Here is a 15,251-nt window from a genome sequence, read left to right as displayed (position 1 = left end):
ACCGCTACACTGTTTCCATGTTGCCCACCCACCGCCCGCCGACATACCTGCAAGTCTCCGATCCGCTGGGTGTGGCCGGTGCGCCGCAGGAAACGTGGGGAGCAGTGCAGGCCCACCTGGAAGGCTCGGTGCGGGCGGGTGGCCGCCTGATTCTGGTCACAGACCGCCAGGGAGACCGCCTGAACGCGGCGTACGCGGCGCTGCTCGTGCAGGGCACGCAGGCCGTGATCGCCGCCCCCGCCTTCGGCCCGCGTTATGGCCGCCCCGGTGCGGAGGCTCTGGCCGAACTGGTGAACTGGACGCAGGAACGCAACTGGCCTGTGCGCGAAACGGTGCTCAATCCCTCGGATTTCGTGCGCGTGCTGGCCGAACCGGACGCCGAAGAGGTGGGCCGCCTGATCGCGGCCAGTACTCCCAGTGATCCCGGCATCTACACCACGTTGCCCAAGCTGAAGCCTGTGGATGAAGACGGCTGGGACGAGGCCTAAGAACATGAATTTACACTGTCGCTGAGCGGACAAAGTAAATATTGAAGGGCACAGGGAGATTGATCCAGCCAGGTCTTCATCCATGCCTTTACGCCGCGCCGTCAGAGGAACGTTGGAGGGAGCCGCTACACTTTTGGGGTGTCTTCTCCCATTCCCGCTTCAGAATCTGAACGACTGAGGGCGCTTGCCCAGCAGCAGATCATGGATACTCCTCCAGAAGCGGGCTTCGACCGGATTACGGCGCTGGCCGCACGGGTGCTGGACGTACCCTACGCCGCCGTCAACTTTATAGACGGCACCCGGCAATGGGCCAAAGCCTGCCACGGAATGCCCACCGGGAGCGCCCCACGCGGCTTTGCCCCCTGCACCTGGGTGGTGGCGGAGGGCGAGGCGCTGATCATCCCCGATATGACCCAGGATGCCCGGTTCGCCGGAACGATGGCCGCCGCACCCCCCAAAGGGCCGGGCCTGCACGCTTATGCAGGCGTGCCCCTGAAAACAGAAGAGGGCCTGAGCCTCGGCACGCTCTGCGTTTTCGATCACCAGATACGTGAGTTTGGTGCCAAAGAACTGGACGTGATGGCGGCGCTGGCCGAAGTGGTCATGGACGAACTCGCGCTGCGCTCCAGCACCCGCAACCTCACGTTGGCCCGCGATCAGGCGTCCACCCTGCGCGACCTGGCCCAGTTGATGCAGCATGGCCTGACGCCCGAGGAAACCGCGCGTCAGGCCATGCTGATCCTGAAAGACCGTCTGGCCTTCGACTGGTTCGCTCTGATGTGCCTGACACCCACCGGAAGCACGAGCCTGCAGGAACTGACCAGCAGCCGGGGTCAGGCCCACCTGGAACTGCTACACGGCAGGTTCGTGAATCTGCAACCGCTGGCCCGAGAAACGGTACTGACGCACCACCACTGCTTTATCGACGACTACTCGGCCTACGAGCACGCCTCGAAAGAACTGATCGAGGCAGGCGTGCGGCAGGCGGCGTGGCTACATCTGTTTCACGCCTCCAACCAGCAGGCGTTCGTATTGAGCCTGGTGCGTTTTGAGGAACAGGGCGCCTGGACGCCCGAGGAGCGCACCCTTCTGGAAGCCGCCGCACACAGCGTTCATGCAGTGCTGGAGCGCACCGGACACATGCAGACGCTGGAGCGGGCCGCCCTGACCGACTCGCTGACCGGATTGGGCAACCGCCGCGCCCTGGATGTGGCGCTGGATGAGGCCACGCAGTCCGGGCAGCCCTACACGGTGGCGATTATTGATCTGGACGGCATGAAACGCGTCAATGACACGCTGGGACACGCCAGCGGCGACATGCTGCTGCGCGAATTTGCCCACCAGCTACACTCGCCTGCTGTCAGTGCCTACCGTCTGGGCGGTGACGAATACGCCCTGCTGCACCTTCAGGGGGCCGAGCTGGGGGCCGAGACGCTGCTGAGCGTGGTGGAGAGGGCCTCGGCCCATGTCCGCAGTGCGGGGTATCCGGCCAGTGCCAGCCTCGGGATTGCGAGTGTGCCCCACGACGCGCCCGATGCGACCTCTGCCCTGAGAACCGCCGATCAACGCATGTACGCCGACAAACGCGAACGCAAGGCAAATCAGGAAAGAGAAGCCATTCTTTTTTGAGGCACCCCGGCCATAAAGACCGGCTTAACCACGCCCGCCCGGGCCGCTGCTCTAGTCTGCGGGCCTATGGACGCGCCGCACCCTGCCCAGATACATCCTGCCCAGTTGCCAACCTCCACCGAACTGACGCTGGATCACGTCGCCATTGCAACGCCCGACCTGGAAGAGGGGAGCCTGCCCTATCTGGCGCTGGGCCTTGTCCCGGAAGGGCCGGATGAGGAAGTGGGGTCTCAGGGGGTACGGGTGCGGGCTTTTGTGGCGGGGCAGACGCTGATCGAACTGCTGGCCCCCACCCGTGAGGACAGCCCGATTGCCGCCTTCCTTGCGCGGCGGGGGCCGGGGCTGCATCACACCGCCTACCGCGTGGCCGATCTGGATCAGGAGATGCAGCGCCTGACCCGCCTGGGCGCACGCTTCTTGCAGGATGCCCCCACGCCCGGACGGGCAGGCACACGGGTGGCGTTCCTTCACCCCAGATGGGGCGCGGGCACGCTGATCGAACTGGTGGAGCACCCCACACCCCCCGCCACCGAATGACGCACAGCGTCCCCCCGGTGCGGCGCGGCCTGTGGTGGGCCATTGCCCTGCTGATCATGGCCGTGATCTGGAAACTGAGTGCCGGAAGCGATACGCCGGGGCCGCCGCTGCATCATCCAGTGGACTGGATCATTCATTTTCTGGCGTATCTGGCGCTGGCTTTTGCGCTGGGCCGGGCCACCGGGCGCTGGCAGGTGGCGTGGGTCGTCGCGGCCTGGTTCGGGGCCACCGATGAAGTGCATCAGGCCTTCGTACCGGGCCGCGAGGCAGGCATCACCGACTGGCTGTTCGATACGGCGGGCGCGTGGCTGGGGGCAAGATGGGGAGCGGGAAGGACGGCCAGTGCAGCGAAATCCTTGCCGGATGAGGAGTGAATCAGCAGCTCTGGGCCGTCAGCTCTCACTTCACTTGTTCAGCGGTTCCGGCTCCGCAGTCTCGGACGCTGCCGCACTCTTCCTGGCCCGTTTCGTGGGCTGTTTCCTGATGGGGTCAGTCTGTGCCGCAGCTTCGCCAGAACCCACCACAGGCTGAACCACGCCCGCCAACTCGCCCCTCATCAACGCCGCGACCGCCTCTTCTTTGCCCTTGGCCTCCACTTCTATCCAGGGCACATCGGCGTAGGCCGTGGGCAGATGCGAAATCAGGTGACTGTGGCGGCGATCCTGCGGGCCGTCTATACCGTTGCTGAGGTGAACCACCTGCCATTCGGGGGGGGTCCAGGTGTCCCGCGCGGCCAACGTCCACTGGCGCACGCTGGGATGATCGAGGTCGGGCAGACTGTCGTGGACGACGTGATGGTGGGCATCAAACACCAACGGCACGCCTGTGGCCTGACACACGGGCCAGAGGTCGTCCACTCCGTAGGCGCGTTCGTCATTTTCGAGGGCCAGACGCAGCCGCACACCATCGGGCAGGTCGGGGATCAGGGCCGCCAGTTCTGCGCCGCGCCCGCCCTTGCCGCCGTGCAGCAGCAGCAGATTCCAGGTGCTACGGGCCAGGCCCATCCGGTCCATCACACCTGCATGGGCCTCTATCGCCCGCAGGCTCGACACCCGCACTTCGGGGCGGTCACTGTTCAGGACAATGAACTGTTCGGGATGCATCAGCACGCGAATTCCGGCGTCTTCAAAGGCGTGGCCCACTTCCAGCAGTTGGGGCTTCAGGTGGTCCAGAACCGCCGCGCCCGTCCCGTCTTCTACAAGGTCGGACATGGGAAAGAGGCTGGAACTCAGGCGGTACAGCCGGATGCCCCGCGCCGCACAGAAGGCCGCCGCCGCCCGCACCCGCAGAATGTTGTCGGCGTACAGATTCAGCAGCGTGGCTTCCCGTTCCTCGGGCTTCAGCATCCGGTAGCGTGTGAGGGTGATGGTCCGGAAACGGACTTCCGGCCCTACCGTCATACAGACCAAACCGTAGGCCGGATCAGGAAGACTCATGCTCTGGCCCCTGCGCCCCGGCCCTCTGCGGTTTTGCCCGACATCCGGCAGCGATCCGAACAGTATTTGACGTTGTCCCAGTCACGCTCCCACTTTTTGCGCCAGCTGAACGGCAGACCGCAGGCCACACAGATTTTAGAAGCCCGTTCGCTGGGTTTGCGGCCCCCGCCCATTGTTTTTTGTCCGTCCGTACGCCTTGCCATCCGGCCAATATGCAGGCTGGTGCGGCGCGGGAAGGTGGGAATGCTGCCCGAATGAAGGAACTGGATAGATCAGGAGCTGAGCGGGGTAGGTCTGGGTGAACCTACACCCCCACTCCGCCGCGCTCCATCTGGGCGTGCGCTTCTTGCAGCAGGGCCTCGGTTTCCCCCCAGCCGATACAGGCATCGGTGACGCTGACGCCGGGCTTCAGGTCAGACAGGTCGGCGGGAATCGTCTGCTTGCCGGGGTTGATGTTGCTCTCGATCATCAGGCCGCGAATGGCCGTCTGTCCGGCCAAACGTTGCTGCATCACGTCGCGCCAGACCAGACTCTGGCGGGTGTGATCCGAGCCGCTGTTGGCATGAGAGCAGTCCACCATGACGGCGGGTTGCAGCCCAGCGGCCCGCATCAATTCGGCGGCTTCCTTGACAAATTGCGGCGCGTAATTGGGGCCGCCGCGCCCGCCGCGCAGAATCACGTGGCCGTCAGGGTTGCCCCGCGTATGCACGATGCAGGCCTGACCATCGTCGTCGACCGTAAAAAAGGCATGTGGATTCTGCGCGGCAACGATGGCATCGACAGCCAGTTTCAGGCCGCCGCCCGTGCCGTTCTTGAAGCCCATCGGAGCGCTGACGGCGCTCGCCATGACCCGGTGCGTCTGGGATTCGGTGGTGCGTGCACCCAGGCAGGCCCACGCCACCGCATCGAACAGGTACTGCGGCGCAAAGGGGTCGAGCAGTTCGGTGGCGACGGGCAGGCCCAGTTCCGAGACGCGGATCATCAGGTCGCGGGTCAGGTGAAGCCCCCGGTTGATGTCGTTTGCGCCCGTCATATCGGGGTCCATCAGGTAGCCGCGCCAGCCCACAGTCGTCCGGGGCTTATCCACGTACACGCGCATCTGCACTTCCAGGCGGTCTTTGACGCGCTCGCGCAGGGCACCCAATCTGTGGGCGTACTCCAGCGCCTCGTCAAAATCGTGAATAGAACAGGGGCCGACCACCACCAGCAGGCGGTCATCGCGGCCATGCAAAATGTCCTGCGAGGCGCGGCGGCCCGCCAGCACCACACGTTCAGCGGCGGCGCTGAGGGGCAGGGCCGCCTTCAGCGCACGCGGCGTCACCAGCGGCGTAAAACCCGTGACGTTCAGGTTTTCGGTGCGCCCCGCCTCAATGGTGGGCTGCGGGGCCGGGCTGTTCTGGGCGTGATCGGTGGGGGTCATGGAGTCTCCTAGAGCGTATGGGGGAAGCGGCGACAGAGGGGGAAAGAAAAGCCGCCCGGAAGCTCTTGGCTTGACCGGGCGGTCTGGAGAACACTTCAACGCAATGCTAGGCCCGGAGACTTCCGAACCAATAAAAAAACGGTGCATTGCCAGGACCAAACTTCATGCCGGGCAGTGTACGCCGCGCCCCGTGTGTGTGGGCCGGGGTGGTCTAGTCGGGACCGGACCGGGCCTTCATCTCGCCTCCACAGAGCTTGATCTGGCCCAGAAGCGGCCCTGATCCGGGAACGGACAGAGGCCACACCCCGTACCTTGTGGAGATGAAGTCTCCGCGTTTGGTTCTGTCTGCCCTCCTCGTGACGTTGGCGCTGGGTTCTGGCGTGGCCGACGCTGCCCGCCGGTCTGGGGGCGGCTTTGGCGGCAGCCGGAGCAGCGGCAGTACCTACCGCGCCCCCACGCCGCAGTACCGGGCACCCACGCCGCAATACCGCGCTCCTCAGAACACAGCGCCCCAGTACCGTGCCCCGGCTCCTGCCACACGCACGCCCGCCCCCACACAGCGCAGCACCACGCGTACCACGCCCACACGCAACACCGCCGCCGTACCAAGCGTCACCGCTTCGCAACTGAACGGCTGGAAAAGCGTGAAGCTTCCGGCAGGCGTGCCCCGCACCGCCCTGACGTACAGCACGGTCAAGGGCAGCCAGTATCAGTACCAGTTGCAGAATGGGCGCTATTACCCGTACCCGCAGAGCTATTACCGCAGCCGGGGCATCGGCTCGGACATCCTCAAATACGCGCTGATCTATACGGCAGTCAGCAGCATCGCCAACGCCGCCACACCCAACGTCATCGTGAACAACGTTCAGACAGGCGGTGAATTGAGTGGCCTCAACTACGATACGACCAGCACTGTCACGCGCCCCGCTGGGCCGAATATCTGGGCTTACGTGGGCGTCGGCTTCCTGGCTGCCGCTGCGGGCTGGTTTATCTTCGGGCGGCGCAGAGGCTAGAGCGCTTTTTTAATCTGTACAGAAGTTTGTAACAGAAGGTGGCCGCCGGGGAATCTACTCCAGCGGCCATTCTCTGTGCCGCTGGTGGCTCAGTGCCTTGTTGGCCGGTAGGTTATTTTCCTTGCCTGTCAGTGTGCTGTGACAACCCATACGGATTTCGGTTGAATCCCAAAAACGACGAGATTCAATGCAGCTTGCAAAACTCTACGGAACAACTCTATGTGGAGGAGCAGTGGCGGGGTTCCCAGAACTGAGGGAAATAGCCAGACTCCTTATTCCACATGGCAGAGCTGCTGTTTAGATCGAAGTCAATCTATAGATTGAGCGAACGAAGCAAGTATCGAAGAAGGTACGTCGCAGTTAACCCAGCCGCTTTATCCCATATCCCAAACGGCCGGATAAAGCTCCATTCCTACTACGACGTACTTAGATCAGACTGGGCCTGATTTTCCGCTGATACCGATCAGACCCGGCGAACAGAAACCAGAAATGGAAGCTGGCTCTGTGACTGGCCCGCCTGCTGCTGTATAGAGTTTGTCTCAACCCATATAACCCCACTTACTTGACATTATGTCGCTCTGTCTATCCCCCAATCAGGTGTTAGAAGTCGATAGTCATTGTAAGCAAGTGCCATATCACTGTGAAGGTATTAAAATACACTTTTTGTCTGATACCTTGCACGCCCTACTGACCTCGCGGATTTTCCTTTCTCTCTGGCGCATACCGAGCGACGTCTAGATGTCTTTACTCCCATTTAGCCCCTAAATATAGCTTCTCAATGTTGACATTCTGGAGTGTAATTTGACCCCGCTCTCCTTTTTGGTGCGCCACTGCTGCTGTGTCTTGGTCCTGTGCGGTGCGTTGTTCGCTTTCTCCGGTGCCCGCGCCGAGGGAAGCAAGGAACTCAATGGCAGCGGCGGAAGCCGTGTCTATCTGGAATGGAATCCGACAGGGTTTCTGGGCGGCAATCTGGCACGGCGCACCCGGATTCTGGTCTACGTTCAGGCGGGCGAAACCATCAACCTCGGCTCCAGCGTCAGCAGCAGCACAGACAGCAAAGACATCGTGTACAGCAGTCCATCGGGAGCGCAGGCGGGCATCTGTGACGTTCTGGCCAACGGCTCCGGGCTGATCAATACATTGGCCAAAGAACGTGCCGGGCCGCTGCCCAACGCGGGCGGATATACCCCCTGCACCGTTACGGCCACTGAAACAGGCGTGTACACGGTTGAGTTTCATAGCGGCGGTACTGGCGACCCTGCCGTGCAGTCGGCCAATGCAGAGATTACCGGGGTCAATCAGGGGGCGAGCGTGGCAGCGTGGGACGTCACCGTTCGCAACGGGACCGTTCCCTTTACTGGGCGGGTATTTACCCCCTACCTGGCCGTCAATATGGGCGGCACCGGACAGTCGCTCAGCAGCAACGTGTATGTCCAGACGCGCGACGGTTACCAGTACCGGGTGGATTTTAACGGCGTGGATCCCTACGGCTTTATTCTGGTCGCCAACCGCACCGGTTTTGCCCTGAACAACAGACCCACCTTTCAGTCGCTGCAACTTTCAAACAACGGCACCAATATTCCAGCGGGTTACACGGTAGGCAACGAAGATGTTAACGATCTGAATTCCTTTCACAAGATTTATTTCAATCCGCCCAATCCCAGTCTGCCTGCGGCGGCGGCGGCACCGGGCGGCAGCATCTGGCTGCGTCCTGCCACCGCCCTCCCCAGCGATATCACCAACGTGACTTTCACCGGACAGGACGGCACCTCCGGCCAATATGCACCCGGCACCGGGGGAACTTTTACCTACGACGCCCTCGGCGCGGGCACCGTGCAGTTTTCGCTCGACCTCAACAATGACGGCATTTACGGCAATGCCAACGACCGGGTGCTCTTCGGTACGGCGGAGGTGGGAACCAATACCCTGATCTGGGATGGCAAAGATGGACAGAACCTTCCGGCGACCAGTACCGCCGCCATCCGCGTCAGGGCCGAACTGGCAGCGGGCGACGTGCATTTTCCGTATCTGGACGGCGAGACCAATACGCCGGGATTGATCATCGAACGTCTGACCTTTCCGGATGCCAACAAATACACCGTGTACTGGGACGATACCCCGCTGGCCGCCGTTGCTGCGGGCAGCAGCACGCCCACTCTGGCGACGCAGGGCACCAGCAGCGTGGCCGGGGCACACCGGTACCCCGCGAATTACGGCGACAACCGGGGCATCGATACCTGGGCGCTGTATCCGTCCGGGCGACCCCTCTATCAGGATTTGGCCACTCCCGGCGTGGTCGACGTATCTATCTCCAAAACGCACAGTCCCGCCGTGCTGGTGCTGGGGCAGCCCATGACCTACACCATCACCGTGACCAACGGTTCGGTGCTGGCGCGTGCCAACGGTGTCCGCATCACCGACAGCGTACCTGCCGCCCTGACTGGCGTCACCTGGACATGTACGGGCACGGGCGCGGCGCTGTGCACGGCAGCCACAGGCAGCGGCAACAGCATCAGTACCACCGTGAATCTGCCGCCCAGCACCAGCGCTACCCTGACCGTTTCAGGCACCCTCAGCAGTGCCTATGCCAGCAGTACCCTCAGCAACACCGCAAACGCCACACGCGGCAACGATACTCTCGACCCCAACCTGAGCAACAACACGGCCACCGATCTTGCGCCCCTAGACGTGGCCGATGTGGGCGTGGTCAAAACGGGCTTTACGGCTGCCGCACCCCTGTCGAACGTGACCTATACGCTGGTCTTCACCAATAGCGGCCCGGCCAGTGCCACCATCACGCCCCGCGACACCTTCAGCAACTCCACGTTCGTCAGTGCCAGCGACGGGGGAACGGCCAGCGGCAACGTCGTGACCTGGCCCGCCGTGACCCTCGCCAGCGGCCAGAGCGTGACCCGTACCGTGGTTCTGAAGGTGAGCGGCAGTGCAGGCAACAGTGCGAATACGGCCAGTTTGACCAGCAACAAGACCGATCTGGTCGCGGGCAACAACACCAGCACCGTCACGACCAGCGTGCAGCCCACGAGCGGCCCAGATGTGGTGGTGCAAAAGACCGGCTCAGCTCTGATTCGCGGACAGGACAGCGTCTTTACCCTGGTTCCCCGGAATATCGGGTTGCAGACGACCAGCGGAAACGTGACGGTGCTGGATACCCTGCCCACGGGGCTGACCTACGTCTCTGCTACGGGCACAGGTTGGACGTGTGCAGGCACAGTGGGCAGCCAGAGCGTCAGTTGCACCCGCACAATCCCCATCGCCAGCAACACCACTGCCCCCAGTATTCTGGTCACGGCACGCACTGCACAGGACGCCCCCGATTCTCTGACCAATACCGCCACCATTTCGGGCGGTGGCGATTCGGCGGCGGCCAACAACACCAGCAGCGTGACCTTGCCGGTCAGCAGTCTGGCCGACGTTCAACTGACCAAAACACCTGCCGCCAACAGGATCGCCGGAAGCAACCTGATCTACACCCTGAATGTCAAGAACAACGGCCCCACCAACGCCGCCAACATTGCCCTCAGCGACCCGCTGCCCACCAACCTGACCTATGTCAGCTCCAGCGACAGCGGCGTATATGACGCGGCTACCCGCACGGTCAGCTGGCCTGCCTTTGCCCTGAACAGCGGAGCCAATGTAAACCGTACCGTCACGGTGATCCTGCCCCTGGAAGGCACGGTGGTCAACCCAGCCAGCGTGGGCACCAGCACACCCGACAGCAACGCGGCCAACAACAGCGCGGTCTCGACCATCACGGTCACTCCGGTTGCCAATCTGGAACTGCGGAAGACGGCTCCCAGCGATTCTGGCCCCCTGACCAACCTGACCTACACCCTCAATGTCGCCAATTTTGGCCCCAGTACCGCCGGAGCCATCAGTGTCAGCGATCCTCTGCCGGTGGGCACCACCTATGTCAGCAATACGGGGGGCGGCGTGTACAACGCAGGAACCCGCACCGTCACCTGGACTGCGGCGGGCCTGGACGTGACCGGGCCAAACAGCAACCTGATCTATACCGTGACGGTGCTGACGCCTGCCAGCGGTACCCTCAGCAACACCGCCACAGTCAGCAGCGTGACTAACGATCCCACCGCCAGCAACAATTCCAGTACTGTCAGCACCACCATTACGCCCGTGGCCGACCTTCAAGTCAGCAAAATTGGGGCTGCTACCGTGCTGCCGAGCGGCGACATCACCTACACCATCAAGGTCATGAACGCGGGGCCAAGTCCGGCAACTGCCGTGACCATCACCGACCTGTTGCCCAGCGTCGGCACAGTGCAGAACACGGGGGGCGGCATACTGGCGGGCAATACCATCGTGTGGACACTGCCCACGCTGCTCAGTGGCGCGGCCCAGACCTATACCGTGGTTCTGCGGGTGCCCGATACGGCGGCCACGCTGGTCAACGGTGCCCGCGCCAGCAGCCCGGTCAACGATCCTGACCCCACCAACAACGACGGCACCAATCCCGAATCGCAGGTCACGACCACCGTGAATGTCAGCGCCGACGTGCAGATCACCAAAACTGCGCCAGCGGTGGTACGCGGCGGTCAGGCCCTCAGCTACACCATCACCGTGACGAATGCTGGCCCAGCCGGTGCCGACGGCGCAGTCCTGCAAGATCCGGCCATCCCCGGATTTACGGCCAGCGCCATCACCTGTACAGCCAGCGGGAACGCGGCCTGTCCGGTGGGCCTGACGGTCGGCAGCCTGCAGGCCGGAACGACCATTCCTGTGTTTCCGGCACTGGGTAAACTGTCGCTGACCCTGAGCGGCACGGCGGCAAGCGGCGGCAAGATCGTGAATACGGCCACAGCCAGCGTGCCCACCACGCGCACCGACCCCAGCACGCCCAACAACACTGCTGCCGCCACCACCGACACCGTCAACCTGATGCTCAGCAAAAGCGTACAGAACATCACCACGGGCGAAGGGCCAAGTACGGTCAGCACGGGCAAACCCGGCGAGACGCTGGAATACTGCATTACCTATACCAACCTCGGCAGCGCTCCTTTGCCCAACCTGACCCTCACCGACGCGCTGCCTACCAACACACAGGTCTTGCTCAGCGCCGCCTACGTGCCGGGCAGCAACATCAGATTCGTGAGGACGCCCGCACAGACGCCCACGCCTGACCCGGTCAACCCCAGCAACGCGGCGGGAGACGATGCAGGCACGCTCGATACCGTTCTGACCTACCTCGTGGGCACGGCAGCGGGCGGCGAAACGGGGACCGTCTGCTTCCGGGCCAGTGTGAAATAGCGGGGCAAGGAAACGACAGCAGAGGGGCAGACCATTCCGCGTCTGCCCCTCTGCCCTGGCTGTTCCGGGTCTCACTCCGCCCAGAGTTCATCGGTATCCGTATCAGACGGACTCCGCTTGATTCCCGCACACCCGGAACCCTACTGGCTGCGCGTCCATCGTCGTGGACGGACTCGCATGAGCAAGCCACTCCTCCATATCGCGTAGCCCGTCTCTTTTCCTACCCGCTCTGCTCTGCTTCGCACTCGTAGAGCTGCTCCGCAGAGCTTTGCAAGCCGGACTAAACACCAAAAAGCACAGTGTTTAATCGGAATCCGTATCAGCCCTTCTTCTCCCCTGTTCCGCTGCGGTTGCCGGGCGCATTTTTCACGGCCTGAAGCAGCCTGCCGATGGCGCGGGCCACGTTTGCGGCTTCGTCCCTCACCTGTGGATCACGGCTGAGATCAGCCAGTTTTCCGGCGGCGCTCCGGGCGGCATTCAGCAGGGCTTCGGTGGGAATTTTGATGCGGGCCTTGCCGGATGAAGACGGGCCGGGTGGGGGCGGAGTCACCGTGGGGCCTCGGACTGAAGCAGCCACAGAGCGCGGAAGGGAGACAGGCGGGTGGTGGCCCGCTGCAAGGTAAAGTGCGTGCCTGCCACGGCATCGGTGGCGTGTTCGCCCAACTGGTCGCGCAGCAGGTAGGTGGGAAAGGCCACCTCGTGCTCACTGAAGTTATAGACGCACAGCATGACGCCCAGCGGATGGTCGCGGCGCAGCAGCAACACGCGGGAATCGGGGCTGGGTATGGCGCGGGCCTCAATGCTGGCGTGCAGGTGCGGCGTGCGCTGGCGGGCGGCAATCAGGGCGCGAAGTCCGGCGTTGACCTGTGCCGCTGGCGTGGTGGGGTCGGCCTGCACCCCTTCGGCCAAGGCCCAATCCATCTTGGGGCGGTGAACCCAGCGGTTGTCGGCGGCGTGGGCGGGGTCGGCCTCGAAGGTGTAGTCGTTGAGGAGCGCGAGTTCATCGCCCATGTACAGCAGGGGCACGCCGCCAAAGCCCAGGGTGACGGCGTGGGCCAGCAGCAAGCGCCGCACCGCGTGGTCTGTCCATTCGGCGTTACCTGCGTCCAGTGCGGCTTCCAGGCCCGCCAAGCTTGCCGCGCTGCCGCTGATGCGCCGGTCTCCGGTGGCGGGGTTGTACTGAAAGACCAGCCCCCGCGCAAAACTGCCGGGATGCTCGCCGCTGTAAAAATCGCTGAGAAAGTGGCGGTGCCCCGGCCCGCTCAGGCCAGCCCGCCCCGCATCCTCATCGCTGATGGCCCAGCCGATATCGTCGTGGCAGCGCACATACATGCCCCAGGTGGTGTTGGTGGGCTTGGGCGGAAATGCCAGCAGCGCCGTCTCGAACAGGCGGGTATCACGGCTGGCGAGGCTGCTCCAGATCTGTACCATCAGGCTGTTCTGGTAGGCCATGTCGCTGACCTTGCCGTGATGGTCCCGCGTGCCGAGGTAATGAATCAGTTCGTTGGGAGCCACGATGGCCTCGGCCTTGAACGCCACCGCCGGGGCCACGATCCGAATGGCCGCCCGCAGCGCCCGCGTCAGGTGATGCACTTCGGGCTGGTTCTGGCTGGCCGTGCCGAGGCGCTTCCAGATAAAGGCGATGGCGTCCAGCCGGAACACCTCCACACCCCGGTTGGCAAGGTGCAGGATCAGGTCTGCGAATTCGCGGAACACTGCCGGATTGCCCCAGTTCAGGTCCCACTGATAAGAGTTGAAGGTCGTCCAGACCCAGCCGCCCGCACCGTCCTCGCCCGCCTCGGTGTCCCACGTAAAGTTGCCGGGGGCAAAGTCGGGAAACACTTCGGGCAGGGTGCGCTCGTAGGCGTCGGGCTGGGTACGGTCAGGGTAGATATGAAAATAGTCGCGGTAGACGGGATCGCCCGCCCGCGCTTTCTCGGCCCACTCGTGTTCGCGGGCCACATGGTTCAGCACCAGATCCAGAACAAGGCTCATCCCGCGTTCCCGCAACTGAGAAGCCAGCGCCGAAAGGTCGTCCATCGTGCCCAGATCGGGCCGCACGGCGCGGTAATCCTGCACCGCGTAGCCGCCGTCGTTCTCGCCCTCACGGGGCTTAAGCAGGGGCATCAGGTGCAGGTATTTGACGCCCAAACCTTCCAGATAGTCCAGCCGCCCCGCCACGCCGCGCAGATTTCCGGCAAAGCGGTCTGTGTAGGCCACATAACCGATCATTTCGGGCGCTTGCAGCCAGTCGGGGCGCAGCAGACGGGCCTCGTCCAGCCGCTTGAGGTCGGGGGCGCGGGTATGGTGGGCATGAATCAGCACTTCCAGAAGCTCGGTCATCAGCGCGTCGGCGGCGTCGCCGTACACTGCCCGCAAACTGCCCTCCAGGTCAGTGCCGTAGCGTTCCAGCCGCAGCAAGAAGGTTTCCGCATCGCGGTCATCATCAAAAGCGGGCTTCAGCCGCGCCGCCAAATCCGTCTTTAGCACGCCTCACAGCATACGACGCGCCGGGTGGGAACGGTTCCACTGGCCTCCCGCTGATCTCAACCTGACCCCGCCGCCCACCCCGATCATGGGTCGCTCATGGGGGCCTCGGTACGCTTCATTCACCAGCAAGAGCAACGCAAAAGCGCCCGCTGGAACGTCTCAAACTCCCTCGTTCCGCCCAGCGTCCGGCCTGACGAACCCACAGGCCAAAGGAGTTCCATCATGACCAACCTGACCCGCATGACCCTGACCCGCACGGCCCTGACCGCCTTTGCCGCCCTGACGCTCGCTTCTTCGGCCCACGCTGCCCCTACCGACTTCGTGGGGACCTGGACGAACACCAATGCCAACACACGCGGCATCACGCGCGTAGTGTTCTACCCCAACAACGACGGCACGCTGACCGTGCAGGTGTTCGGCAAGTGCAGCCCCACCGACTGCGATTGGGGCAAGGCAGGCGTGCTGACCTACGGCACGGGCGTTTCGGACGCCAACCATTTCACGGCCAGCGCCCTGTATGCCAAGGGGTTTTCCAATACCACTCTGGTCATGAATGTGAAGGGGAGCCGCCTGAACGTGCAGAGCCTGACGCAATTTATAGATGGCAGTGGCCGCCAGAACTACGCCAGTCAGGAGACGTTCCGGCGTTAAGTAACGCAGCGCCCCAGGCGGTGACGAGGTGCGCCGGGCAGGGGCAGAGGCAAGAGACACTCACAACGAAGTGCGGCCCCTGTCGGGAGTGACGGAGGCCGCGCTTGTTGAGTTGAGTTGGAAGGTGAACCCCCCCGTTGCTCTGCAACGCCCCCCCTTAGAGGTGGGGACAACTGCTTTTGCGCTCCCCTTCAAGGGGGGCTGGCGGCGAAGCCGACTGGGGGGTTTACACGCAACCTAAATCTCACCTGGAAGGCAAACCCCCCCCGTTGCTTCGCAACGCCCCCCCTTAGAGGGGAGGATA

At 63.4% G+C, this 15,251-nt stretch carries 12 protein-coding genes; 7 read left to right on the top strand and 5 right to left on the bottom strand.

What is annotated here, in order from left to right; genetic code table 11:
- The first annotated feature begins 17 nt into the window (after window positions 1-17).
- The 4 genes from F561_RS0114585 to F561_RS0114570 all read left to right on the top strand — a co-directional run bounded on the left by F561_RS0114585 (window position 18) and on the right by F561_RS0114570 (window position 3,028).
- The gene (locus F561_RS0114585; protein ID WP_026298931.1) at window positions 18-488 is read left to right on the top strand and encodes a DUF3197 domain-containing protein; all 471 of its coding nucleotides are present in this window, start codon (window positions 18-20) and stop codon (window positions 486-488) included.
- A gap of 138 nt (window positions 489-626) precedes the next feature.
- Window positions 627-2,117, top strand: a complete 1,491-nt coding sequence (locus F561_RS0114580; protein WP_157451889.1) for a sensor domain-containing diguanylate cyclase — start codon at window positions 627-629, stop codon at window positions 2,115-2,117.
- A 66-nt stretch (window positions 2,118-2,183) separates the two neighbouring features.
- On the top strand, window positions 2,184-2,654 hold the full coding sequence (locus F561_RS0114575; protein WP_019010698.1) for a VOC family protein: 471 nt from the start codon (window positions 2,184-2,186) through the stop codon (window positions 2,652-2,654).
- Entirely contained in the window at window positions 2,651-3,028 is a 378-nt protein-coding gene (locus F561_RS0114570; protein WP_019010697.1) for a VanZ family protein, read from the top strand. Before F561_RS0114575 ends, F561_RS0114570 begins: the two co-directional genes overlap by 4 nt.
- Before the next feature lie 30 nt (window positions 3,029-3,058).
- On the opposite strand, the gene uvsE is transcribed toward F561_RS0114570, so the two are convergent.
- From uvsE to F561_RS0114560, 3 genes are all read right to left on the bottom strand, one after another.
- Complete coding sequence (gene uvsE, locus F561_RS0114565) at window positions 3,059-4,090, bottom strand: UV DNA damage repair endonuclease UvsE (RefSeq protein WP_019010696.1); 1,032 nt, start codon at window positions 4,088-4,090, stop codon at window positions 3,059-3,061.
- Complete coding sequence (locus F561_RS27910) at window positions 4,087-4,263, bottom strand: DUF2256 domain-containing protein (RefSeq protein WP_083922458.1); 177 nt, start codon at window positions 4,261-4,263, stop codon at window positions 4,087-4,089. Before F561_RS27910 ends, uvsE begins: the two co-directional genes overlap by 4 nt.
- A gap of 131 nt (window positions 4,264-4,394) precedes the next feature.
- The gene (locus F561_RS0114560) at window positions 4,395-5,510 is read right to left on the bottom strand and encodes a 3-deoxy-7-phosphoheptulonate synthase (RefSeq protein ID WP_019010695.1); all 1,116 of its coding nucleotides are present in this window, start codon (window positions 5,508-5,510) and stop codon (window positions 4,395-4,397) included.
- A 320-nt stretch (window positions 5,511-5,830) separates the two neighbouring features.
- Here F561_RS0114560 and F561_RS0114555 point away from each other — a divergent pair, with 320 nt between their 5' ends.
- Together F561_RS0114555 and F561_RS27255 are read left to right on the top strand one after the other, a co-directional pair.
- The gene (locus F561_RS0114555; RefSeq protein ID WP_019010694.1) at window positions 5,831-6,523 is read left to right on the top strand and encodes a hypothetical protein; all 693 of its coding nucleotides are present in this window, start codon (window positions 5,831-5,833) and stop codon (window positions 6,521-6,523) included.
- Between the two features lie 861 nt (window positions 6,524-7,384).
- Window positions 7,385-11,806 (top strand): beta strand repeat-containing protein, encoded by a 4,422-nt coding sequence (locus F561_RS27255; protein ID WP_157451888.1) that lies wholly within the window; start codon window positions 7,385-7,387, stop codon window positions 11,804-11,806.
- Window positions 11,807-12,125: 319 nt separating this feature from the next.
- Here F561_RS27255 and F561_RS0114545 read toward each other — a convergent pair whose 3' ends face one another.
- Both F561_RS0114545 and F561_RS0114540 read right to left on the bottom strand, forming a co-directional pair.
- Window positions 12,126-12,356 (bottom strand): hypothetical protein, encoded by a 231-nt coding sequence (locus tag F561_RS0114545; RefSeq protein WP_019010692.1) that lies wholly within the window; start codon window positions 12,354-12,356, stop codon window positions 12,126-12,128.
- Entirely contained in the window at window positions 12,353-14,296 is a 1,944-nt protein-coding gene (locus tag F561_RS0114540) for an alpha-amylase family protein (protein WP_026298930.1), read from the bottom strand. Before F561_RS0114540 ends, F561_RS0114545 begins: the two co-directional genes overlap by 4 nt.
- Window positions 14,297-14,518: 222 nt before the next feature.
- On the opposite strand from F561_RS0114540, the gene F561_RS0114535 reads away from it, so the two are divergent.
- On the top strand, window positions 14,519-14,947 hold the full coding sequence (locus tag F561_RS0114535; protein ID WP_019010690.1) for a hypothetical protein: 429 nt from the start codon (window positions 14,519-14,521) through the stop codon (window positions 14,945-14,947).
- Window positions 14,948-15,251: the final 304 nt, after the last annotated feature.

This window comes from Deinococcus aquatilis DSM 23025, from assembly GCF_000378445.1.
In the GTDB taxonomy this organism is placed as follows: Bacteria; Deinococcota; Deinococci; order Deinococcales; family Deinococcaceae; genus Deinococcus; species Deinococcus aquatilis.
This window is presented reverse-complemented; position numbering and strand designations above follow the sequence as displayed.